Origin of the sequence: Sphingomonas sp. MM-1, from assembly GCF_000347675.2 — a bacterium.
GTDB lineage: Bacteria > Pseudomonadota > Alphaproteobacteria > Sphingomonadales > Sphingomonadaceae > Sphingomonas_E > Sphingomonas_E fennica.
The window spans coordinates 2,638,223-2,658,981 of record NC_020561.1 but is presented as its reverse complement, the minus strand read 5'-3'; the positions used below and the strand labels follow the sequence as shown (position 1 = coordinate 2,658,981).

Here is a 20,759-nt window from a genome sequence, read left to right as displayed (position 1 = left end):
CCCATAAGGAGCCCGCCATGGCCGCGCTGATCCTCCACGAATATGCGAATAGCGGAAACTGCTACAAGATCAGGCTGACGGCCGCCCTGGTCGGCGTGCCGCTGGACCGGCGCGAATATGACATATTGAAGGGCGAGACCCGCACGCCCGCCTTCCTGACCCAGATCAACGGCAATGGCCGCATTCCCGTGCTGCAGATCGGCGAGAAGCTGCTGCCAGAAAGCAATGCCGCCTGCTTCTGGCTGGCGGAGGGATCGCCGCTGATCCCGGAGGACCGCTTCGACCGCGCGGACATGCTGCGCTGGATGTTCTTCGAGCAGTATAATCACGAGCCCAACATCGCCACGCTGCGCTTCTGGCTGGCCTTCGTCGGCGAAAACGCGCTGACGGATGCCCAGCGCGCCTCCATCCCCGCGCGGCGGGCGGGCGGCGATGCGGCGCTGGCAGTGATGGAGCGGCATCTGCGCGGCGGCGCCGGCTTCTTCGTGGGCGATCGGATCAGCCTGGCCGATATCTGCCTCTACGCCTACACCCATGTGGCCCATGAGGGCGGGTTCGATCTCGGCGCCTATCCGGCGATATCGGCCTGGATCGCGGCGGTCGCGCGCACGCCCGGCTACCTGCCGATCACCGCCTGAACTCCATTCTTCTTGCCCTCGCGGCCGCCTGCGATTACATCGGGCCGGAACGCACCGGCCGCTCCGTAAGGGGCGGCCCTATTTATTTCCGGAGGATGTTCCCGTGGCCCAGCCGCTTATGCCTCATGCGACCGCTTCCTGGCTCGTCGACAATACGGCGCTCAGCTTCGAACAGATCGCGGCCTTTTGCGGCCTCCACATCCTCGAGGTGCAGGCCATCGCCGACGACATGGCCGCCACCAAGCTTACCGGCCGCGATCCGGTGCGCGCGGGCGAGCTGACGCTGGCCGAGATCGAGAAGGGCCAGGCCGATCCCAATTACCGCCTGGTGATGCTGAAGGGGCCGGAACAGGTGCGCCGCACCAAGGGGCCGCGCTACACGCCGGTTTCCAAGCGGCAGGACAAGCCGGACGGCATCGCCTGGATCATCCGCAACCATCCCGAGGTTTCGGACGGGCAGATCAGCAAGCTGATCGGCACCACCCGCACCACCATCGCCGCCATCCGCGATCGCACCCACTGGAACATCGCCAACATCGTGCCCAAGGACCCGGTGACGCTGGGCCTCTGCTCGCAGCGCGAGCTGGACGCGATCGTCGCCAAGGCCGCCAAGGCCGCCGGCATCGAGACTCCGGTCGACAGCCGCCTGGAAGGCGACCGCGAGGCGCTGATCGACGAGCTGCGCGCCCAGCGCGAGGCCGCCGCCCGCGCCGCCGAATCGGCGCTGCATGGTGAGGCGGGGGACGAGGACGGCTTCGTCGATCCCTTCAAGAAGTAAGCCGGTCCGGCGCGTGGGGGCGCCGCGATCGCCATCTTCCAGCAAGGCCGCGTCGGGACAGCCCGGCGCGGCCTTGCTGCATTTGCATCCCCCCGCAGCCCGGCCTAGTGGATTGTCATGGCCGATCCCGCTTCCATCTGGCGAACCGCCTACCGCCACCCCACCAGCTGGGAGGCGAGCTACCCGCCACTCAGCCTGCCGGCGATGCTGGAGGCTTCCGCCGCGCGCTGGCCCGATCGGCCGCTGATCGATTTCTTCGGCCGCCGCTTCAGCTATGCCGAAACGCTTTCCGGCGCGCGCCGGGCGGCGGTGGGCCTGGCCGCGCTGGGCGTGGGCAAGGGCGATCGCGTCGGCCTGTTCCTGCCCAACGTGCCTCATTATGTCGCGGCTTATTACGGCGCGCTGATGCTGGGGGCGACGATCGTCAACTTCTCGCCGCTCTACACGGTGGAGGAACTGGCCCATCAGGTGCAGGATTCGGGCACGCGCATCCTCGTCACCGTATCGGCGAAGGCGCTGTTGCCCACCGCGCTGAAGGTGATGGAGACGAGCGGGCTGGAGAGGCTTGTCGTCGGATCGGTGGCGGGCGCGCTGCCGCCGGCCAAGTCGCTGCTCTACCGCCTGTTCCAGCGCAAGGAGGTGGCGAAGGCGCCGCACGATCCCCGGATCGTCCCCTTTTCGCGCCTGATCGCCAATGACGGCGCGCTCGCCCCCGTGCCGATCGATCCCGAGCGCGACGTCGCCCTGCTGCAATATACCGGCGGCACCACCGGCGTGCCCAAGGGCGCCAAGCTGACCCACCAGGCGATGACGGCCAATGCGCGGCAGATCGTGGCGGTCGATCCGCATCGCGACGAGGACGACCGGATCATCGGCGTGCTGCCGCTGTTCCACATCTTCGCCAATGCCGCCGTGCTCAACCGCACCGTGATGAACGGCGGCGAGATCGTGATGCTGCCGCGCTTCGACGCCGCCGGCACGCTGGCCGCGATCCAGCGCACCCGCGCCACCGCCATGCCGGGCGTGCCGACCATGTATCAGGCGCTGCTGGACCATCCCAAGACGGCGGGCACCGATTTCTCCTCGCTGCGAGTCTGCGTTTCGGGCGGGGCGCCGCTGGCGGCCGAGCTGAAGGCGCGGTTCGAGGGCGTGACCGGCGCCAAGCTGTGCGAAGGCTATGGCCTCACCGAAAGCGGCATCGCCAGCGCCAATCCCTATGAGGGCGAGAACCGCACCGGCACGATCGGCCAGCCGCTGCCCGCCACCACCTTCCGCCTGGTGGACCGCGACGATCCCCGCAAGCCGGCGGCGGACGGCGAGCCCGGCGAGATCGTGATCCACGGCCCCCAGATCATGACCGGATATTGGAACCGGCCGGATGCGGACGCCGACATCTTCGTGGGCGGCGGGCTGCGCACCGGCGATGTCGGCCTGATCGACGCGGACGGCTATATCCGCATCGTCGACCGGCTGAAGGACATGATCTCCGTCGGCGGGTTCAAGGTGTTCCCGAGCCAGATCGAGGCGATCCTCTACCACCACCCCGCCGTGAAGGAGGCCTTGGTGATCGGCATCCCCGATGCCTATCATGGCGAGAATCCCAAGGCCTTCGTCACCCTCCACCCCGGAAGCGAGGCCGTGACGGGCGAGGCGCTGCGCGCATGGCTGAACCCGCAGGTCGGCAAGCATGAGCGCGTCGTCGCGGTCGAGATCCGCGAGAGCCTGCCCCACACGCTGGTCGGCAAACTGAGCCGCAAGGAACTGGTGGCCGAGGAGCGCGCCCGCGCCGAAGCGAGCGCAAAGGCCGCAACGCCGGCTTGACCGTGGCGCCCGCCCCGGCCACAAGCCGGGGCATGGGGCAGGATGAAGACACCATCGCCGAGCTTTCGTTCGAGGACGCGCTGAAGCGGCTGGAGACCATCGTCCAGCGGCTGGAGAGCGGCGAGGAGACGCTCGACAATTCGATCCGCCTTTATGCCGAAGGCGATGCGTTGCGCGCGCAGTGCGAGAAGCGGCTGAAGGACGCGCAGGCGCGAATCGAGAAGATCAGCCTGGGCGCCGACGGCCGGCCGGCGGGCGCGCAGCCCTTCGATGTCGGCTGACGGCGACGTGACGACCACGCCCGTCGCGCTCCAGGACGCGATGCGGCAGGTGGCGACCGAGATCGACCGCCATTTCGACCTGCTGCTGGAGGTGCCGGACGACGCGCGCGCGCGGCTCTACGATGCCATGCGCCATGCCGCGATCGGCGGCGGCAAGCGGCTGCGCCCGCTGCTGGTGTGCGCCGCGTGCGACCTGTTCCATGTCGATCGCCAGGCGGCGCTGCGCGTCGCCCTCGCCATCGAATGCATCCACGTCTATTCGCTGGTGCACGACGACATGCCGTGCATGGACGATGACGATCTTCGCCGCGGCAAGCCCACCGTCCACAAGGCCTATGACGAGGCGACGGCGGTGCTGGCCGGCGATTCGCTACAGAGCCTAGCCTTCGAGATACTGGCCGACGAGGCGACCCACCCCGATCCCTTCGTGCGGATCGAGCTGGTGGCCGAGCTGGCCCGCGCCGCCGGCCCGGCCGGCATGGCGGGCGGGCAGATGATGGACCTCGCCGCCGAGACCCAGGCGTTCGACCTGCCGACCGTCACCCGCCTGCAGCAGCTGAAGACCGGCGCGCTGATCGGCTTCTGCCTGGAGGCCGGCGCGATCATGGGCCATGTGCCGCCCGAGGGGCGCGGCCGCCTGCGTGGCTATGCCCGCGATATCGGCCTGGCCTTCCAGATCGCGGACGACCTGCTGGACGTGGAAGGCGATGCCGCCGCCATCGGCAAGGCCGTGGGCAAGGATGCCGCCGCCGGCAAGGCCACCTTCGTATCGCTGCTGGGCCGCGAACGCGCGCACCAACAGGCGGACATGCTGGTCGGCCAGGCGATCGCCCATCTTTCCAGCTATGGCGCGGAAGCCGATCTGCTGCGCGCGATCGCCGGCTACATCATCGAAAGGGATCGCTGAATGGCGCGCATCGGCGTCTATCCGGGCACGTTCGACCCGATCACCCTCGGCCATGTCGACATCATCCGCCGCGGCGCCAAGCTGGTGGACCGGCTGGTGGTGGGCCTTTCCACCAACCCCGCCAAGACGCCGATGTTCACGATCGAGGAAAGGCTGGCGATGATCCGCCGCGAAGTCGCCTCGATTCCCGGCGATATCACGGTGGTGACGTTCGATTCGCTGCTGATGGACTTTGCCGATCGGGAAGGCGCGCGGGTGATCGTGCGCGGCCTCCGGGCCGTTTCCGACTTCGAATATGAATATCAGATGGCGGGGATGAACCAGCAACTGAACGACCGGGTGGAGACCGTCTTCCTAATGGCGGACGTCAGCCTCCAGCCGATCGCCTCGCGGCTGGTGAAGGAGATCGCGCTTTATGGCGGCGCGATCGACAAGTTCGTGCCATCGGCCGTGGCCGCCGAAGTGCGGGCGCGGGTGGAACAGCTTGGCGTCAGGGGCGGCTGACCGTTCAGCCGCCGGCAAGGGCGATCCGGCCAGGGCCGGGCACCCGGCGTTCGGCCGTCATGTGGGACAGGATTATCGGGGCAGGCAGGCGCCGCACCCCGGCGGGAGATGAAATTTCGATGCGTTTGAAGATGTTGATGGCCACGCTCGCCGGCCTGTTCGCATTCGGACCCGCGCTTGCCCAGGATGCCGCGCCGGCAGCGCCGACCACGCCGGCGGCGCCCGCCGCCGCGCCTGCCCCCGCCGTCGATCCGGCCAACATCCTCGATCTCGAGCTTTCGACCGGCGGCACGGTGAAGATCCTGCTGCGGCCCGACAAGGCGCCGCACAGCGTGGAGCGCATCCGTTCGCTCGCCAATCGCGGCTTTTATGACGGGCTGGTCTTTCACCGCGTGATCGAAGGCTTCATGGCCCAGACGGGCGACCCGCGCGGCGACGGCACCGGCGGATCGGACCTGCCGGACCTGAAGGCCGAGTTCAACGACATGCCGCACGTGCGCGGCGTGATGTCCATGGCCCGCGCCGACAATCCGGACAGCGCCAACAGCCAGTTCTTCATCATGCTGACCGCCAATCTGCGCCTGGACGGCAAATATACCGCGATCGGCCGCGTCATTTCCGGCATGCAATATGTCGATGCGATCGAGCGGGGCGAGCCGCCGGCCAACCCGTCCAAGATCGTCCGCGCCCGTACCGAGGCCGCCGAGCCGACGCTGCCCGTGGCGGCAGCGGCCACCGCCGCCGATCCCCATGCGCATGAGCGCGAGGAGGAAGCTGCCAAGGCGGTGAAGAGCGTGCTGAAGGGCGAGATGAAGGACGATCAGAAGCCCAAGAAATAAGGGCGGCGGATCGGGCCAAAGCCATGCGTGTCGACCTGTTCGATTTCGATCTGCCGGCGGAACGGATCGCGCTCCGCCCGGCATCCCCGCGCGATTCCGCGCGGATGCTGGTGGTGGACGCCGCCGGCATGGCCGATCGCATCGTCCGCGACCTGGGCGATATCCTGCGGCCGGGCGATATCCTGGTCTTCAACGATACCCGCGTCATCCCCGCCCAGCTGGAAGGCCGGCGGGGCGAGGCGCGGATCGGCGCGACGCTCCACAAGCGCGAGGGGCCGCGCGCCTGGCGCGCCTTCGTCCGCAACGCCAAGCGGCTGCGCGACGGCGACCGGGTGGAATTCGGCGCGGGCGTGGCCGCCATCGCCGCGAGCCGGGGCGACGACGGATCGATCCTGCTGGAGTTCGAGGGCGACGAGCCGGTCGAGCTGCTGCTGGAGCGCGCCGGACGGATGCCGCTGCCGCCCTATATCGCCGGCAAGCGCCCCGCCGACGAGCGCGACCGCGACGATTATCAGACGATGTTCGCCGCCGAGCCGGGCGCCGTCGCCGCGCCCACCGCCGCGCTGCACTTCACGCCCGGGCTGATCGCATCGCTGGCGGCGCGTGGCGTGGACCATGTGACGCTGACCCTGCACGTGGGCGCGGGCACCTTCCTGCCGGTGAAGGCGGAGGATACCGACGACCATCGCATGCACGCCGAATATGGCCGGATCGACGCCGCTACGGCCGACCGGCTGAACGCCGCGCGCGCGGCCGGCGGGCGGGTGATCGCGGTCGGCACCACATCGCTGCGCCTGATCGAGAGCGCGGCCGGCGAGGACGGCATCATCCGCCCGTTCGACGGCGATACCGCCATCTTCATCACCCCCGGCTACCGCTTCCGCGGGATCGACGGGCTGATGACCAATTTCCACCTGCCCAAATCGACATTGTTCATGCTGGTATCGGCGCTGATAGGGCGCGAGCGGATGCAGGCCGCCTACGCGCACGCCATCGCCGAGGGATATCGTTTCTATTCCTATGGCGATGCGAGCCTGCTGATCCCCTGATCAAGAGGCCGATTGCCAAGCGTTCGTGCCCGCGCTATCCGGCGCGGCACAGGCGGGTATGATGTAATGGTAGCCTGTCAGCTTCCCAAGCTGAACGCGCGGGTTCGATTCCCGCTACCCGCTCCACTTTCCCGCGACATGCAAGAATGAAGGCCCCAACCGAAGCCGGGGCCTGGGCGGCTCGCTTATGCCGGGCGGTGGAGCGCGCAGAGCTTGTTGCCGGCGGGATCGCGCAGATAAGCGAGGTAGAGCGCGCCGATCGGTGATTCGCGATAGCCCGGCGCGTCCTCGCAGCTCGTGCCGCCATGGGCGACTCCCGCCGCATGCCAGGCATCGGCCTGTTCGGGCGAAGCCGCGCGGAAGCCGATCGTGCCGCCATTGGCGTGGGTCGCGGGCTCGCCGTTGATCGGGCTGGTGATCATGAACATGGCATGATCGTGCACGTAGATCACGCGCCCCTTGTCGTCGGCGAAGCCCGGCTTCACGCCCAGGGCCCCCAGCACCGCATCGTAGAAGATCTTGGATTTCTGGATGTCGTGCGCGCCGACCATCACATGGGTAAACACTGGCTCTCCCTTCCTTGTTGCTGTCAGTAGACCACGACGGACCGGATGCTCTCGCCGGCGTGCATGAGGTCGAAGCCCTTGTTGATCTCGTCGAGCGAGAGGACGTGGGTGATCATGGGGTCGATCTCGATCTTGCCGTTCATGTACCAGTCGACGATCTTCGGCACATCGGTACGGCCCCTGGCGCCGCCGAAGGCCGATCCCTTCCAGACGCGCCCGGTGACGAGCTGGAAGGGCCGCGTGCCGATCTCCTTGCCGGCCTCCGCCACGCCGATGATGATCGATTCGCCCCAGCCGCGATGGCAGGCCTCCAGCGCGGTGCGCATCACCTGGGTGTTGCCGGTGCAGTCGAAGGTATAGTCCGCGCCGCCATCGGTAAGCGCGACGAGGTGCGCCACCAGATCGCCCTCCACCTTCGCCGGATTGACGAAGTGGGTCATGCCGAAGCGGCGGCCCCATTCCTCCTTGCCGTCGTTGATGTCGACGCCGACGATCTTGTCCGCGCCCACCATCTTCGCGCCCTGGATCACGTTGAGGCCGATCCCGCCCAGGCCGAAGACGATCACGTTGGCACCGGGCTCCACCTTCGCCGTCTTCACCACCGCGCCGACGCCCGTCGTCACCCCGCAGCCGATATAGCAGCTCTTGTCGAAGGGCGCGTCCTCGCGGATCTTCGCCACCGCGATCTCGGGCAGGACGGTGAAGTTCGAGAAGGTCGAGCAGCCCATATAATGGAAGATCGGCTGGCCCTTGTAGCTGAAGCGGGTGGTGCCGTCCGGCATCAGCCCCTTGCCCTGCGTCGCGCGGATCGCGGTGCACAGGTTGGTCTTGCCCGACAGGCAGCTTTTGCACTGGCGGCATTCGGGCGTGTAGAGCGGGATCACATGATCGCCGGGCTTCACCGAGGTGACGCCCGCGCCCACCTCGCGGACGATGCCAGCGCCTTCGTGGCCCAGCACGCTCGGGAACAGCCCCTCGCTGTCCAGCCCGTCCAGCGTATAGGCATCGGTGTGGCAGATGCCGGTCGCCATGATCTCCACCAGCACCTCGCCCGCCTTCGGACCCTCAAGGTCCAGCTCCACGATTTCCAGTGGCTTCTTCGCCTCAAACGCTACCGCGGCGCGTGTCTTCATGGGTCGTCTCCGGAACTTGGTATCCGGCGAGGCATATTGGCTCGGGCGGGCGGCCGCCACCCTCAAAACGCAGGCCCTAGCGCAAGGTCATCCGGCCGTCGGCGATGCTGACCGATCCGATGCGCGAGAGAAAGGACTGGCCGAGCAGCGATATCCGCGCGCCATCGCCGATGATCGCGCCCGGCACGGCGGCGGCATCGACATGGCCCAGCACGATCCGGTCGATCGTCACCAGCTTGCCGCGCACGTCGCCCGAGGCGCCCTTGCCAATGACGCTGAATTCGTAGGGGTTGAACGGCAGGCCGACGCGGCGGGCATCGTCCATGGTGAGAACGACGCCGCTCGCCCCGGTATCGACCAGGAAATGCACCTGCCGCCCGTTCACCAGCGCATCGGCATAATAATGGCCGTCGGCGCGGCGCTCGATCACGATGCCCGGCCCTGCCGGCATCGCCGGCCGCGGCGGTTCCGGCATCCTCTGCGAAGTCGCCGCCGGTGGGGCGGCAACCCGATCCGCAACCGCCGGGGCGGCCCGCGCCGTGGGCTCGGCCGGCGGGGCCGGATCGGGCGACGGCCGATAGGGCAGCAGCCATCCCAGGGCCGCGCCGGCCAGGATCGTGAAAAGCAGCGGCAACCGTCCCGACATCCGGCAGCCATTAGCGCCGTTGATCCTGCGATCCGGTTAGGATCGATAGTAAACATCTTCGGCGCAACACCATATCAGCATATGAAATGACGACGTGGATGATGAAAAGCGATATCCCAGGGTTAACCATGCCTTCGCATGAAAGCCGAATGACCTGCAAAATGCATTATTGCCGTATCTATAATAGATCATGCGAAAACTCCGGCATAGTCACGCCACCATCGATGCTGTAAGCATTGGTTGCAGTCGAACCATTAGAGCCAATCAATAGCCGGAGAGGATCAGGTCTGCCCCAGGAAGGGACGTTGCGTATGTGTATCGGGTCCGACGAGTGGTGGAACGAGAGCAGCGACAATCTGAGGGCGATCATCGAAAATGCCCCCCGGAAGATGTGGGTCGGCCGGCCCGACGGCACCGCAAAATTCTACAATCGCGAATGGCGGCGCTACACGGGCGATATCGAGACAACGCCGGATCATGGCTGGCGCGATCTGGTCCATCCCACCGATCTGCACCGGCTCCGCCGCATCGCGGCGCCCGCCATCGCCGCCGGCCAGCGTTATGACGTGGAGATGCGGCTGAAGCGCCAGCGCGACGGCGCCTATCGCTGGCACCGCGCCAGCGTCGCCCCCGTCGAGCGCGAGGGCAGGCTCATCGCCTGGGTGGGAGCGGCGGCGGATATCGACGATCGCCGCCGGGCCGAAATCGCGCTGCGCGAGAGCGAGGGCAATTTCCGCCTGCTCGCCAACGTCATCCCGCAGCTCGCCTGGATGCGCGACATGCGTGACGGCACCGTGTGGTATAATGACCAGTGGAGCGAGTTCACGGGCCTTTCCGGTGATGAGATCGCCCGGTCGGGCTGGCGGGCGACCGTGCATCCCGACCAGATCGACGAGCTCAACCGGATCATCGACGATGCGCACGGCCGGCGGGAGCCGTGGGAATTCACCTGCCGGCTGCGATCGCGGGACGGCGACTATCTGTGGTTCCTGATCCGCGCCGTGCCGATATTGGAGGATGGCGCCGTCGCCGTGCGCCGCTGGTTCGCGACCGCGACCGACATCCACCGCCAATATGAGCTGCAGGAACGCCAGAAGCTGCTGACCAAGGAGGTGAGCCACCGGGTCAAGAACAGCCTGTCGCTGGTGGCGAGCATCCTCGACGTGAAGGCGCGTTCGTCCCGCAACGAGATCATCCGCGACGTGCTGCTCGATGCCCGTTCGCGGGTGCAGACGATCGCCGACGTCCACGACCATCTCTGGAAGCAGGAGGACGCCCGCGTCGCCGACCTCGGCGAATTCCTCCGCGATCTCTGCCGCAAGCTCGGCGATTCGGCGCCGCATCACAACATCGCCTTCGAAGGCTTCCGCCATATCGTCCCCGCCGAGCAGGCGATCTCGATCGGGCTGGTGGTGAACGAGCTTGTCACCAACGCGCTGAAATATGCCTATCCCGCCGATCAGGGCGGCCCGATCCGGGTGATCCTCGGCAAGGGCGACGAAGGGCATATCACGATCGAGGTGGCGGACGAGGGCGTCGGCCTGCCCGAGGATTTCGACCTTTCCCGACCGGGCCAAAGCCTGGGGATGAAGCTGATCGCCCGCACCACGAAACAGCTCAAGGCCGATGCCTCGGTCGCGCGGCTGGAAAAGGGCACCCGCTTCGCCATCCAGGTGCCGAAGACAAGCTGATCGGCGCCGCTACTTCCGGCCGAACAGCTTCTCGATATCGGCGTGGCCCAACTTGATCCAGGTCGGCCGGCCGTGGTTGCACTGGCCGGAATGGGGCGTCACCTCCATCTCGCGGAGGAGCGCGTTCATTTCCGCGACGGAAAGGATACGGCCGGCCCGCACCGACCCGTGGCAGGCCATGGTCGCCGCCACCGAATCCAGCTTTTCCTTGAGCGACAGGGCCTCGCCGAAGGCGGCAAGCTCGTCGGCGAGATCGGTGACGAGGCCCTTGGCGTCGCTGCCGCCCAGCAGCGCCGGCACGCTGCGCACCAGCACCGCCTGCGGGCCGAAGCGTTCCAGTTCCAGCCCCATTTCGGCCAGCTCGGCGATCCGGGCCTCCAGCCGGTCGCAGGCGCCTTCGTCCAGCTCCACCACCTCGGGCAGCAGCAGCGCCTGCGCCGCGACGCCGCCATCGGCCATCGCCCGGCGCATCCGTTCCAGCACCAGCCGTTCGTGCGCGGCATGCTGATCGACCAGCACCAGTCCATCGGCCGATTCCGCGACGATATAGGTGGCAGCCACCTGCCCGCGCGCCACGCCGAGCGGATAGTCCACCGCCTCGGGCGGCGGCGCGTGGGCGGGCTCGGCCCGCGCCTGGGGCTGCGGCGCGAAGGCGGGGGCATGATCCCATACCGATCCCTGCACCGGCGGACGCGGCGCGGCCCAGCCGGCGCCGGGCGACGGCGCCGCGACCGGGCTGCCGAGCGCGGCCATCGGCTCGCTGCGCCAGGCGCCCATCGCTGCCGGGTCCGCCGATTGCGCGCTGCGGTGACCGGCGGCGTCGAGCGCGGCGCGCAGCCCGCCGACGATCAGGCCGCGCACCAGCCCCGGATCGCGGAAGCGCACCTCCGTCTTGGCTGGATGGACGTTCACGTCCACCTCGCTGCCCGGCAGGTCGATGAACAGCGCCACCACCGGATGCCGATCGCGCGCCAGCATATCCTGATAGGCGCCGCGCAGCGCGCCCACGAGCAGCCGATCCTTCACCGGCCGGCCGTTGACGAAGAGATATTGATGATCGGCGACGCCGCGATTGAAGGTGGGCAGGCCCGCCACGCCGCGCAGCGTCACCTCGCCCCGCACATAATCGATCGCCACGCTGTTTTCGGCGAGCGCCCGATCGGTGAGCGCGGCGACGCGCGACGCGCGATCCTCGCCCGGCGGCACCGAAAGCGCGCGGCGGCCGTCATGCTCCACCGAAAAGCCGATGTCCGGCCGCGCCATCGCCAGCCGGCGGATCGCATCCATGCAGGCGGCATATTCGGCACGGGGGGAGCGCAGGAACTTGCGCCGGGCTGGCACGCGATCGAACAGCCCTTCCATGCGGATGCGAGTGCCGGGCGGGATCGCCGCCGGCCCCTCCCCCGCCAGCGCGCCATTGTCGACGGTGCGCGACCAGCCGTCCGCCCCGCGCACCCGGCTTTCGATCGTCAGCCGCGATACGCTGGCGATGGAGGGCAGCGCCTCCCCCCGGAAGCCCAGCGTCGATACCGCCTCGATCGCATCGTCGGGCAGTTTGGAGGTGGCATGCCGCTCCAGCGCCAGCGCGATCTCGTCCGCCGCCATGCCGCAGCCGTCGTCCGCCACCTCGATCCGCGCGAGCCCGCCGTCGGACAGGGAAATGGCGATGCGGGTGGCCCCGGCATCCACCGCATTCTCCACCAGCTCCTTCAGCGCGCTGGCGGGTCTTTCGACCACCTCGCCGGCCGCGATACGATTCACCAGATGTTCGGGAAGGCGGCGTATTGACATGGCTGCCGCTCTAGCCCAAGCGCGAGCATCCCGCGACCGGCATTTCCACCCGACCATGCACGGGGCTCAATGCACGGGCGCGATCGGCGGCGCAGCATCCACGGACAGGCGAACTGATGTCATTTACCCGGTGGTTCAAGTTCATGTCGCATGACATGGCGATCGATCTCGGAACGGCCAATACGGTCGTCTATCTGCGGGGGCGCGGAATCGTGCTCAACGAGCCATCCGTGGTCGCCATCGAAACCACCAATGGAATCAAGAAGGTGCGTGCCGTCGGCGACGACGCCAAGCTGATGATGGGCAAGACGCCGGAAAGCATGGAGGCGATTCGCCCGATGCGCGACGGCGTGATCGCCGACATCGACGTGGCCGAGCAGATGATCAAGCACTTCATCCACAAGGTGCACGGCAAGCGCCGCTTCCCGCGCTTCCCGGAAATCGTGATCTGCGTGCCTTCGGGATCGACCAAGGTGGAGCGCCGCGCGATTCGCGACGCCGCCTCCAACGCCGGCGCCAGCCAGGTGTGGCTGATCGAGGAGCCGATGGCGGCCGCGATCGGCGCCGACATGCCGGTGACCGAGCCGGTGGGATCGATGGTCGTCGATATCGGCGGCGGCACCACCGAGGTGGCGGTGCTTTCGCTGCGCGGCCTCGCCTACACCACCTCCGTCCGGGTGGGCGGCGACAAGATGGACGAGGCGATCGCCTCCTACGTCCGCCGCAACCACAACCTGCTGATCGGCGAATCGACCGCCGAGCGGATCAAGAAGGAAATGGGCGTCGCCCGCATGCCGGCCGACGGCCGCGGCGAGACGATCCACATCAAGGGCCGCGACCTGGTGAACGGCGTGCCCAAAGAAATCACGATCACCCAGAGCCAGATCGCCGAGGCGCTTTCCGAGCCGGTGCAGGCGATCGTCGAGGGCGTCCGCATCGCGCTGGAGAATACCGCGCCGGAGCTGGCCGCCGACATCGTCGACCAGGGCATCGTGCTGACGGGCGGCGGCGCGCTGCTGAACGGGCTGGACGAGGTGATCCGCGAGGAGACCGGCCTGCCCGTCACCGTCGCGGAGGACCCGTTGACCTGCGTCGCCTTGGGAACGGGCCGCGCGCTGGAGGATCCGGCGTTCCGCGGCGTGCTCCAGACCGCCTGAGCGGGCTCGGCCGGCGATGGCGCCGCCGCGCCTCAGACGCCCCGGATTCTCGCGCCGCGCGCAATATGGCCTGTTCGCCGCTTATGTGATCGCGGTGGCCGGGATCGTCGTCGCGCTGCTGCTGCTGGTTGCCGCGCGCTTCGACCCGCAGGGCTTTTCCGCCCTGCGCGCCACCGCCAATGATCTGGCCGCCCCCGCCACATCGGCCGGGCGCGGCCTGGTGGACGGCGCGACGACGATCGGCGAGGAGATCGGCGCCTATTGGCGCGCCGGCACCCAGAATGCCGAGCTGCGGCGCGAGATCGAGGCGTCGCGCGCCAAGCTGGTGGAAGCCCGCGCCATCGATTTCGAGAATCGCCGGCTCAAGCGGCTGCTCAACCTCGTCGGCGACAAGCGCGAGACGGTGGCGGTGGTCCGCGTGATCGGATCGTCCGCCAGCAGCACCCGCCGGCTGGTGACGCTGAGCGCCGGCCGCACGGCGGGCGTGGAGCCGGGCCAGCCGATCCGATCCGCCGAAGGGCTGATCGGCCGGGTGGTGGAAGCGGGCCAGATATCCTCCCGCGCGCTGCTGATCACCGACGGCAGCAGCGTGGTGCCGGTGCAGATCATCCGCAGCGGCGTCGCGGCACTCGCCACCGGCCAGGGCGACGGATCGATCGAGCTTAGGTCGCTGATCGCCGGCGCATCGCCCTTCCGCCGGGGCGACGTGGTGATGACGACGGGCGCGGGCGGTATCTATCCCGCCGGCATCCCGGTGGCGGTGGTGACGAAGGTGACGCGCGATGCCGCGCGGGCCATGCCGCTGGCCGATCCCGCCCGCCTCGATTTCGCGATGGTGCTGCGCCCCCTCCAATCCGATCTGCCGCCGCCGCCCCCGGCGCCCACCGGCCCGTGAACGGATCGCGCCCCCGCGTCGTCGGCATGGACGATGACGATATCGTCCTGCTGCCGCGCCGCGCCCGCTGGGTGCCGATCGCCACGGTGCTGGCGGGGTCGCTGGTCACGCTGCTGCCGATCGTCGCCGATTGGCCGCTGCTGCCGCCCGTCGGCCTGCTGATGCTGCTCGGCTGGCGGCTGCTCCGTCCGGAGATGTGGCCCAGCTGGATCGCGCTGCCGCTGGGGCTGTTCGACGATCTGTTCAGCGGCCAGCCGCTCGGTTCCGCCATGGCGCTCTGGACCATCGTGTTCGTGGCGTTCGACATGATGGACAATCGCGCGGTGTGGCGCGATTACTGGATGGACTGGCTGACGGCGGCGGCAGCGATCATCTTCTGCCTGGCGGGCGGCGTCGGCCTTGTCGCATTCACCACCGGCGGAGGCTATTTGCTCGCGATCGTGCCGCAGACGATCATCACCATCCTTCTTTTCCCGGCTGCCATGCGCCTGTGCGCGGCGCTGGACCGCTGGCGGCTCCGGTGAAGCGCGGCCGCCGCATCGTCACCGAACAGCAGCAGCTCCTCACCTTCACCCGGCGGGCGATGGTGCTGGGGAGCGCGCAGATCGGCATCGGCGCGATACTCGCCGCGCGGATGGGCTGGCTTTCGATCGCGGAGAACGAACGCTATCGCCTGATGGCGGAGGATAATCGCGTCCAGCTTATCCTCATCCCCCCCCGGCGCGGCTGGATCATCGACCGCAACGGCCAGCCGATCGCGATCAACCGCACCGATTTCCGCGTCGACATCATCCCCGACCAGCTAAAGGACGAGGAGCGCGTGCTCGCCGAACTCGCCCGCCTGCTCGCCCTGCCGGAGGAGGAGGTGGACCGCATCCGCGAGGACCTGAAGGACGCCGCCGGCTTCCGCCCTGTGCAGGTGGCCGAGAAGATCGATTACGAGCATTTCGCCGCCGTCAGCGTCCGCCAGAGCGAGCTGCCGGGCGTGGCGCCCGCGCGCGGCTATACCCGTTATTATCCGGCCGGCGCCGCCGTCGGCCATCTCGTCGGCTATGTCGGCGCGGCCTCCGCCAAGGATTATGAGAAGAACCGGGACCCCTTGCTGATCGCGCCGGGCTTCAAGATCGGCAAGGAAGGGCTGGAAAAGGTGATGGAGCCGGTGCTGCGCGGCAAGCCCGGCGCCCGGCGCAGCGAGGTGACGGCGCGCGGCAAGCTGGTCCGCGATCTCGATACCCGGTCGGACGTGGCGGGCGGCACGCTGCGCCTGTCGATCGACGCGGGGCTGCAGACCTATGCGTCGCGGCGCATCGGCACCAACAGCGGATCGGTGGTGGTGGTCGATTGCCATACCGGCGACCTGTTGTGCATGGCCTCCATGCCGTCCTACGATCCCAACAGCTTTTCCGACGGCATCAGCCATTCCGAATATGCGATGCTGAACGCCAACGATCACCTGCCGCTGCTCAACAAGACGCTGCAGGGCCTCTATCCTCCCGGATCGACGGTGAAGCCGGCGGTGGCGCTGGCCTTGCTGCGCGCCGGGCAGCGGCCGGAGGAATCGGTGGTGTGCACGGGCGCCTATCGGCTCGGCAACCGCCTGTTCCACTGCCACAAGCGCGGCGGCCACGGCCATGTCGACATGCGCCGCGCCATCCACCAGAGCTGCGACGTCTTCTTCTACCATTATTCCCAGACGATCGGCATCGATGCCATCGCTACGATGATGCGCCAGCTGGGCCTGGGGGAGGAATTCCCTTTGCCCGTCGCCTCGCAGCGTTACGGCACCGTGCCGGATACCGCGTGGAAGCAGCGCCGCTACAAGACCGGCTGGAACACCTATGACACGGTGAACGCCACGATCGGGCAGGGCTATATGCTGTCCAACCCGCTCCAGCTCGCCATCATGTCCGCGCGGATCGCATCGGGCCGGGCGCTGATGCCGCGCCTGCTCGCCCGCAGCCCGCTGAAGGGCGGCGAGGCGCTGGACGTGGACCCCGAACATCTCGCCTTCATCCGATCGGCGATGAGCGACGTGGTGAACGGCCCCGGCACCGCCGGCCGGTCGCGCCTGCCGATCGCCAATGTGCAGATGGCCGGCAAGACGGGCACCGCCCAGGTCCGCAACATCACCGCCGCCGAGCGCGCGCGCGGCGGCAAGTTCGGCGGCGAGGGCGTGCCGTGGAAATATCGCGACCACGCCTTGTTCATCGGCTTCGCGCCCGTTGAAAATCCGCGCTACGCCGCCGCCGTGGTGATCGAACATGGCATCGGCGGATCGGCCGTGGCCGCCCCCATCGCGCGCGACGTGATGACCTATCTCTACGATCCGGCGAAGGCGCTGGCGACGCTGGAGAAGATGGAGGAGGGCTGGGGCGGCGATATCGAGACGCGCATGGCCCGCGAAGCCGCCGAATGGGCCAATCGCGAGAAGCCGGCGCCCGCGGCTCCGCCCGCCCCGGCGCCAGCATCCGCCGCATCGAACGCGGCTGCCCCTGCGCCGGCCGCGAACAACGGAGCGGCCGCGCCCGCCGCCGACGCCGTCGGCAACGAACCGGTCGAGACGGACTGATGCGCGATCCGCTCGTCCCGGCCCCGCTCGCCATGCTGCCGTGGCGGCTGATCGCCACGGTGATCGCCATCGGCGGCTTCGGCCTCGTCGTCCTCTATTCGGCCGCCGGCGGCAGCCTGAAGCCTTGGGCGCTTTCCCAGGGGATCCGTTTCTGCGCCTTCCTGTTCGGCGCGATCCTGCTGTCCCGCGTGCGCGAGGACCAGATCAAGGCGGCCGCCTTCCCGGCCTATGCGATCATCGTCGCGGCGCTGGTGATCGTGGAGATATTCGGCTTCGTCGGCGGCGGCAGCCAGCGATGGCTTGACCTCGGCTTCATCCGCCTCCAGCCGTCGGAGCTGATGAAGCCGGCGATCGTGCTGGTGCTCGCGCGCTTCTACGATCTGCTGCCGGCGGGCGAGATACGCCGCTTCAGCGCGATCTGGCCGGCCGCCGCGCTGATCGGCGTTCCCTTCGCGCTGGTGCTCGTCCAGCCCGATCTCGGCACCGCCACGATGATCCTGGCGGGCGGCGTGGTCGTGACCTTCCTCGCCGGGCTGCCGCTGCGCCTCTATATCGGCGCGGGCGCGGCCTTCCTGGCGGCGCTGCCCATCATCTTCTTCTCGCTCCACGAATATCAGCGCAACCGCGTGCTGATCTTCCTCGATCCCGAAAGCGATCCGCTGGGCACCGGCTATCATATCAGCCAGTCGAAGATCGCGATCGGATCGGGCGGCATCTTCGGCAAGGGTTTCCTGAACGGCACCCAGAGCCATCTCGATTACCTGCCCGAAGGCCATACCGACTTCGTCTTCGCGACGATGGCGGAGGAATGGGGGCTGGCCGGCGGGCTGTTCATCATCGTCGCCTTCCTGCTGGTGGTGAACTGGGGCGTCCGCGTGGCGCTCCGCGCGCGCAGCCGCTTCGGCCGGCTGGCCGCGGGCGGCCTTTCGATGACGATCTTCTTCTACGTCGCCATCAACCTTTCGATGGTGATGGGCCTCGCCCCCGTCGTGGGCATCCCGCTGCCGCTGGTCTCCTTCGGCGGATCGGCGGTGATGACGGTGATGCTCTGCCTGGGTCTGCTGATGGCGATCGACCGCGCCGAAAAGGCCGGCCGCTAAGGCAATCGCCACCCCCGCCCGAGGCCCCGACCACCCCACGCCTGCGGCAATGCAAAAAAATCTGCCAAAGGGTGTTTACAAGGCGCCCGCCCTGGGGCAAAGGGCGCGCCTCGCTTCGAGACATTCAGTCTCCAACGGGATGGACGCATAGCTCAGTTGGTAGAGCAGCTGACTCTTAATCAGCGGGTCCTAGGTTCGAGCCCTAGTGCGTCCACCACTTTCCTGCATTATATCAATAACTTACACGGCCTGGAATTTGGGCCAAGACGATTCGTCGTCGCGCTAGGTAGCTGCCTAGGTAGCACCGCTAGCTGTCGATTATTTTTTCGGTTGTGGCTCCGCAGGAGAATCGTGGCCTCGAAATGGCCCGCCTGTCTGGCGTCACTGGAGGGCAGGAAGGGCTGCACCAGCTCGAAAGCAGATCTTCGCACCAATGTGCGACTTAGCTCGCCGATCTATGGTTGAAATTTGAGACGCAGAGCTTCGGCATGCGCCTTTACCGCAGGGGGCGCGGCCGACACAGCAAAGCGATCCAGCCAGTCGGCCCAACTCGTCGCAGCAAAGCGAACACGTGCGCCGCGCACTGCGGCAGAGAAGACTTCGATTTCCGCGCGATGGTCTGAACAAGCGAAGGCAGCCACACGCGATGGCTCGGCGTAGAGATACAGCAAGACCGGCGCTCGACTGACACGCCTGGCTTCGGTCGAGAGTCCAAAAGCGTGCTTCACGAGCTGCGCTGCATCAAGGTAGCGATAGGTGAGCGGATCCTTTCGCAAGGCATCGCGCATGGCCAGCCAAGGCTCCATAGCCTCGCCCCAAACATCGCGGTCATACGCTTGAGCCAGAGCGGCTTGCTTCCTGTCACGAAATGGCTCGTATCGTTTGGATTCCACCCCGATGAGATGGGTTTCGGTCACAACGGCGGCATCAAGCCAAGGGTGACGACCGCCCTGCCAAGGAAAGCGCATCTGGCGCTCAATCTCGACCGAGAGGGGTCGCCATTTGATGTCATCGAGCCCGGGGAAAGCCGGGAGCAGGCTTGGCCTCTCCATGAACCAGCCAAACCCATTCGCCGCCAAAGCGGCGCTGCTTTCGGGACTGGCGAATTTACCGGAGGCGAGTTCGTTACCACCCGCCCTATCTAATGACAGGCGGACCAGGTCAGCTGGCACTCCTGGGAGAAACAGTTCACTCATCATCGCCTCATACTTCGGGCATCCGTCAGAAGCGGTCGTAGCTCAGACCTGCAAACCGCAACTGCACGCGGTCAAAGTGGGTGGCTCCCGGTTGATGATCCTCTACCTATGGACACCCCATCCCGGTTCGTCGCCGAGGTCGATCGCCAATTGCCGCATCCGTTCATCGACAACGGTGGGGAACCTCGCCACGACATCCTGACGGTCCCAGGCCTGATATTCGTAGTGAGCGCCGATCAGAGCGCCACAGTGGGCGCATCCGTTGCTCAGGTAACGAAAACCAGCCTCTCGGCTGTTGCGGTGCATGATACGGCCAAGCGATGCTTGTGCAGGGATCGCCTGCAAGGTCCTCCGCACGAGATCAGGGCAATTGCCGAGATCTGGGATGGTCGCCGAGAGCTTATGGGGACCAATGCTGATATCGAGTCCAGTGATGATCTGCGTCTCGGCCCCGCACTTCCAGCAATCCAAATTGCCGCAACGGACCTCAACGTCCGCCGCCGCGCCGAGCGGCAGGCCAAATTGATACTGCCGGTTCAAGGCAGCAGAAATGAACGACGAGAGTGGCAGAACCTGCTCGCCGGCGCCGGTCGGAACGAAGACATCATAACCATCGAATGGGTTGCCGCTGATTCGAACAGCAGGAATCTCCTCGGAAGTGTCAAAACGCGGTTGCCGAAAGAGCCAGAGACCGCGTACGCCGGACGAAGCGTAACGGGACTGTCGGCGAGCGGTCTCATCTTGGCTCTGCCTCGACCATTGCACCTCGATTGCGATGCGGACGCGCCCCTTGGTCAGCAGCACGTCGGCCCTCCATGGCTCACTGTCGCTGCTCAGCCCGTCGAATTCCGCCACTGCGTTCCAGCCACCGGCTATCGCCGTTTCGACAATCACACGCTTCACTTGACGATGGTCTTCGCTTTCCGGTGAGCTCGTGCAGGCGCCGCGAAACCTGTGAACGAAGTGCTGGGTGCCGAGTTTGGAACGCCTGAGTATTATCTCGGCCTGACAGCAAGGTGCGCGGAGATGCCGTTCGCGCGCATTTTGGGCGGCAAGAGCCTGCCAATCCTGTGGCGCAAATTCGAACGCATGAAGGCTCTTGCCTGAATGTGTGTCGATACATCGCAGCGCCACTGTAGCCCCCGGCGAGATCAGCGAGATGACGCGAGCGGCGATGTCCACGTGCTTTGGCAGGCAC

Annotated in this window: 20 protein-coding genes and 2 tRNA genes; 16 read left to right on the top strand and 6 right to left on the bottom strand. The window is 67.4% G+C overall.

Annotated elements, in window-relative coordinates; genetic code table 11:
- Positions 1-17: 17 nt before the first annotated feature.
- The 9 genes from G432_RS12745 (at position 18) to G432_RS12705 (ending at position 6,943) form a co-directional block, all read left to right on the top strand.
- Positions 18-638: a glutathione S-transferase family protein gene (locus tag G432_RS12745; protein ID WP_015459230.1), complete on the top strand. Its 621-nt coding sequence runs from the start codon at positions 18-20 to the stop codon at positions 636-638.
- A gap of 118 nt (positions 639-756) precedes the next feature.
- Positions 757-1,416: a DUF1013 domain-containing protein gene (locus tag G432_RS12740; protein ID WP_015459229.1), complete on the top strand. Its 660-nt coding sequence runs from the start codon at positions 757-759 to the stop codon at positions 1,414-1,416.
- Positions 1,417-1,533: 117 nt separating this feature from the next.
- Complete coding sequence (locus tag G432_RS12735) at positions 1,534-3,237, top strand: long-chain-fatty-acid--CoA ligase (RefSeq protein ID WP_015459228.1); 1,704 nt, start codon at positions 1,534-1,536, stop codon at positions 3,235-3,237.
- A gap of 32 nt (positions 3,238-3,269) precedes the next feature.
- Positions 3,270-3,518, top strand: coding sequence for an exodeoxyribonuclease VII small subunit (locus tag G432_RS12730; protein ID WP_015459227.1), 249 nt, complete (start codon positions 3,270-3,272; stop codon positions 3,516-3,518).
- Entirely contained in the window at positions 3,508-4,425 is a 918-nt protein-coding gene (locus tag G432_RS12725) for a polyprenyl synthetase family protein (RefSeq protein ID WP_015459226.1), read from the top strand. The genes G432_RS12730 and G432_RS12725 overlap by 11 nt, the downstream gene beginning before the upstream one ends.
- Positions 4,426-4,929, top strand: a complete 504-nt coding sequence (coaD, locus tag G432_RS12720) for a pantetheine-phosphate adenylyltransferase (protein WP_015459225.1) — start codon at positions 4,426-4,428, stop codon at positions 4,927-4,929. It begins immediately after the preceding gene.
- Positions 4,930-5,048: 119 nt separating this feature from the next.
- The gene (locus G432_RS12715) at positions 5,049-5,768 is read left to right on the top strand and encodes a peptidylprolyl isomerase (protein WP_015459224.1); all 720 of its coding nucleotides are present in this window, start codon (positions 5,049-5,051) and stop codon (positions 5,766-5,768) included.
- A gap of 23 nt (positions 5,769-5,791) precedes the next feature.
- Positions 5,792-6,817, top strand: coding sequence for a tRNA preQ1(34) S-adenosylmethionine ribosyltransferase-isomerase QueA (gene queA, locus G432_RS12710; protein ID WP_015459223.1), 1,026 nt, complete (start codon positions 5,792-5,794; stop codon positions 6,815-6,817).
- 52 nt (positions 6,818-6,869) lie between these two features.
- Positions 6,870-6,943: transfer RNA gene (locus G432_RS12705), tRNA-Gly, on the top strand.
- Positions 6,944-7,002: 59 nt separating this feature from the next.
- Here the strand turns inward: G432_RS12705 and G432_RS12700 are convergent.
- The 3 genes from G432_RS12700 to G432_RS12690 all read right to left on the bottom strand — a co-directional run bounded on the left by G432_RS12700 (position 7,003) and on the right by G432_RS12690 (position 9,162).
- Positions 7,003-7,383, bottom strand: a complete 381-nt coding sequence (locus tag G432_RS12700; protein ID WP_015459222.1) for a VOC family protein — start codon at positions 7,381-7,383, stop codon at positions 7,003-7,005.
- A 23-nt stretch (positions 7,384-7,406) separates the two neighbouring features.
- Complete coding sequence (locus G432_RS12695; protein ID WP_015459221.1) at positions 7,407-8,516, bottom strand: S-(hydroxymethyl)glutathione dehydrogenase/class III alcohol dehydrogenase; 1,110 nt, start codon at positions 8,514-8,516, stop codon at positions 7,407-7,409.
- A gap of 76 nt (positions 8,517-8,592) precedes the next feature.
- Positions 8,593-9,162, bottom strand: a complete 570-nt coding sequence (locus tag G432_RS12690) for a retropepsin-like aspartic protease family protein (protein ID WP_236626775.1) — start codon at positions 9,160-9,162, stop codon at positions 8,593-8,595.
- Positions 9,163-9,473: 311 nt separating this feature from the next.
- Here G432_RS12690 and G432_RS12685 point away from each other — a divergent pair, with 311 nt between their 5' ends.
- The gene (locus tag G432_RS12685; RefSeq protein ID WP_015459219.1) at positions 9,474-10,853 is read left to right on the top strand and encodes a sensor histidine kinase; all 1,380 of its coding nucleotides are present in this window, start codon (positions 9,474-9,476) and stop codon (positions 10,851-10,853) included.
- A 9-nt stretch (positions 10,854-10,862) separates the two neighbouring features.
- Here the strand turns inward: G432_RS12685 and mutL are convergent, their stop codons facing one another.
- Positions 10,863-12,644, bottom strand: a complete 1,782-nt coding sequence (gene mutL / locus G432_RS12680) for a DNA mismatch repair endonuclease MutL (RefSeq protein WP_015459218.1) — start codon at positions 12,642-12,644, stop codon at positions 10,863-10,865.
- Positions 12,645-12,760: 116 nt separating this feature from the next.
- On the opposite strand from mutL, the gene G432_RS12675 reads away from it, so the two are divergent.
- The 6 genes from G432_RS12675 to G432_RS12650 all read left to right on the top strand — a co-directional run bounded on the left by G432_RS12675 (position 12,761) and on the right by G432_RS12650 (position 18,582).
- Entirely contained in the window at positions 12,761-13,801 is a 1,041-nt protein-coding gene (locus G432_RS12675) for a rod shape-determining protein (RefSeq protein ID WP_015459217.1), read from the top strand.
- Positions 13,802-13,817: 16 nt separating this feature from the next.
- Entirely contained in the window at positions 13,818-14,696 is an 879-nt protein-coding gene (mreC, locus tag G432_RS12670) for a rod shape-determining protein MreC (RefSeq protein WP_015459216.1), read from the top strand.
- 26 nt (positions 14,697-14,722) lie between these two features.
- Entirely contained in the window at positions 14,723-15,220 is a 498-nt protein-coding gene (locus G432_RS12665) for a hypothetical protein (RefSeq protein ID WP_015459215.1), read from the top strand.
- The gene (gene mrdA / locus G432_RS12660; RefSeq protein ID WP_015459214.1) at positions 15,217-17,265 is read left to right on the top strand and encodes a penicillin-binding protein 2; all 2,049 of its coding nucleotides are present in this window, start codon (positions 15,217-15,219) and stop codon (positions 17,263-17,265) included. Before G432_RS12665 ends, mrdA begins: the two co-directional genes overlap by 4 nt.
- The gene (rodA, locus tag G432_RS12655) at positions 17,265-18,365 is read left to right on the top strand and encodes a rod shape-determining protein RodA (protein WP_015459213.1); all 1,101 of its coding nucleotides are present in this window, start codon (positions 17,265-17,267) and stop codon (positions 18,363-18,365) included. Before mrdA ends, rodA begins: the two co-directional genes overlap by 1 nt.
- A gap of 141 nt (positions 18,366-18,506) precedes the next feature.
- Positions 18,507-18,582: transfer RNA gene (locus tag G432_RS12650), tRNA-Lys, on the top strand.
- A gap of 238 nt (positions 18,583-18,820) precedes the next feature.
- Here the strand turns inward: G432_RS12650 and G432_RS12645 are convergent.
- Both G432_RS12645 and G432_RS12640 read right to left on the bottom strand, forming a co-directional pair.
- Positions 18,821-19,564, bottom strand: a complete 744-nt coding sequence (locus G432_RS12645; RefSeq protein ID WP_015459212.1) for a PGN_0703 family putative restriction endonuclease — start codon at positions 19,562-19,564, stop codon at positions 18,821-18,823.
- A gap of 99 nt (positions 19,565-19,663) precedes the next feature.
- Positions 19,664-20,743 (bottom strand): competence protein CoiA, encoded by a 1,080-nt coding sequence (locus G432_RS12640; protein ID WP_236626774.1) that lies wholly within the window; start codon positions 20,741-20,743, stop codon positions 19,664-19,666.
- Positions 20,744-20,759: the final 16 nt, after the last annotated feature.

What these genes read in the sequence shown, in the direction of transcription:
- G432_RS12745 (WP_015459230.1), top strand. Translation starts at nt 18, where the DNA reads ATGGCCGCGCTGATCCTCCACGAATATGCGAATAGCGGAAACTGCTAC.
- G432_RS12740 (WP_015459229.1), top strand. Translation starts at nt 757, where the DNA reads ATGCCTCATGCGACCGCTTCCTGGCTCGTCGACAATACGGCGCTCAGC.
- G432_RS12735 (WP_015459228.1), top strand. Translation starts at nt 1,534, where the DNA reads ATGGCCGATCCCGCTTCCATCTGGCGAACCGCCTACCGCCACCCCACC.
- G432_RS12730 (WP_015459227.1), top strand. Translation starts at nt 3,270, where the DNA reads ATGGGGCAGGATGAAGACACCATCGCCGAGCTTTCGTTCGAGGACGCG.
- G432_RS12725 (WP_015459226.1), top strand. Translation starts at nt 3,508, where the DNA reads ATGTCGGCTGACGGCGACGTGACGACCACGCCCGTCGCGCTCCAGGAC.
- coaD (WP_015459225.1), top strand. Translation starts at nt 4,426, where the DNA reads ATGGCGCGCATCGGCGTCTATCCGGGCACGTTCGACCCGATCACCCTC.
- G432_RS12715 (WP_015459224.1), top strand. Translation starts at nt 5,049, where the DNA reads ATGCGTTTGAAGATGTTGATGGCCACGCTCGCCGGCCTGTTCGCATTC.
- queA (WP_015459223.1), top strand. Translation starts at nt 5,792, where the DNA reads ATGCGTGTCGACCTGTTCGATTTCGATCTGCCGGCGGAACGGATCGCG.
- G432_RS12695 (WP_015459221.1), bottom strand. Translation starts at nt 8,516, where the DNA reads ATGAAGACACGCGCCGCGGTAGCGTTTGAGGCGAAGAAGCCACTGGAA.
- G432_RS12690 (WP_236626775.1), bottom strand. Translation starts at nt 9,162, where the DNA reads ATGTCGGGACGGTTGCCGCTGCTTTTCACGATCCTGGCCGGCGCGGCC.
- G432_RS12685 (WP_015459219.1), top strand. Translation starts at nt 9,474, where the DNA reads ATGTGTATCGGGTCCGACGAGTGGTGGAACGAGAGCAGCGACAATCTG.
- mutL (WP_015459218.1), bottom strand. Translation starts at nt 12,644, where the DNA reads ATGTCAATACGCCGCCTTCCCGAACATCTGGTGAATCGTATCGCGGCC.
- G432_RS12675 (WP_015459217.1), top strand. Translation starts at nt 12,761, where the DNA reads ATGTCATTTACCCGGTGGTTCAAGTTCATGTCGCATGACATGGCGATC.
- mreC (WP_015459216.1), top strand. Translation starts at nt 13,818, where the DNA reads ATGGCGCCGCCGCGCCTCAGACGCCCCGGATTCTCGCGCCGCGCGCAA.
- G432_RS12665 (WP_015459215.1), top strand. Translation starts at nt 14,723, where the DNA reads ATGGACGATGACGATATCGTCCTGCTGCCGCGCCGCGCCCGCTGGGTG.
- rodA (WP_015459213.1), top strand. Translation starts at nt 17,265, where the DNA reads ATGCGCGATCCGCTCGTCCCGGCCCCGCTCGCCATGCTGCCGTGGCGG.
- G432_RS12645 (WP_015459212.1), bottom strand. Translation starts at nt 19,564, where the DNA reads ATGATGAGTGAACTGTTTCTCCCAGGAGTGCCAGCTGACCTGGTCCGC.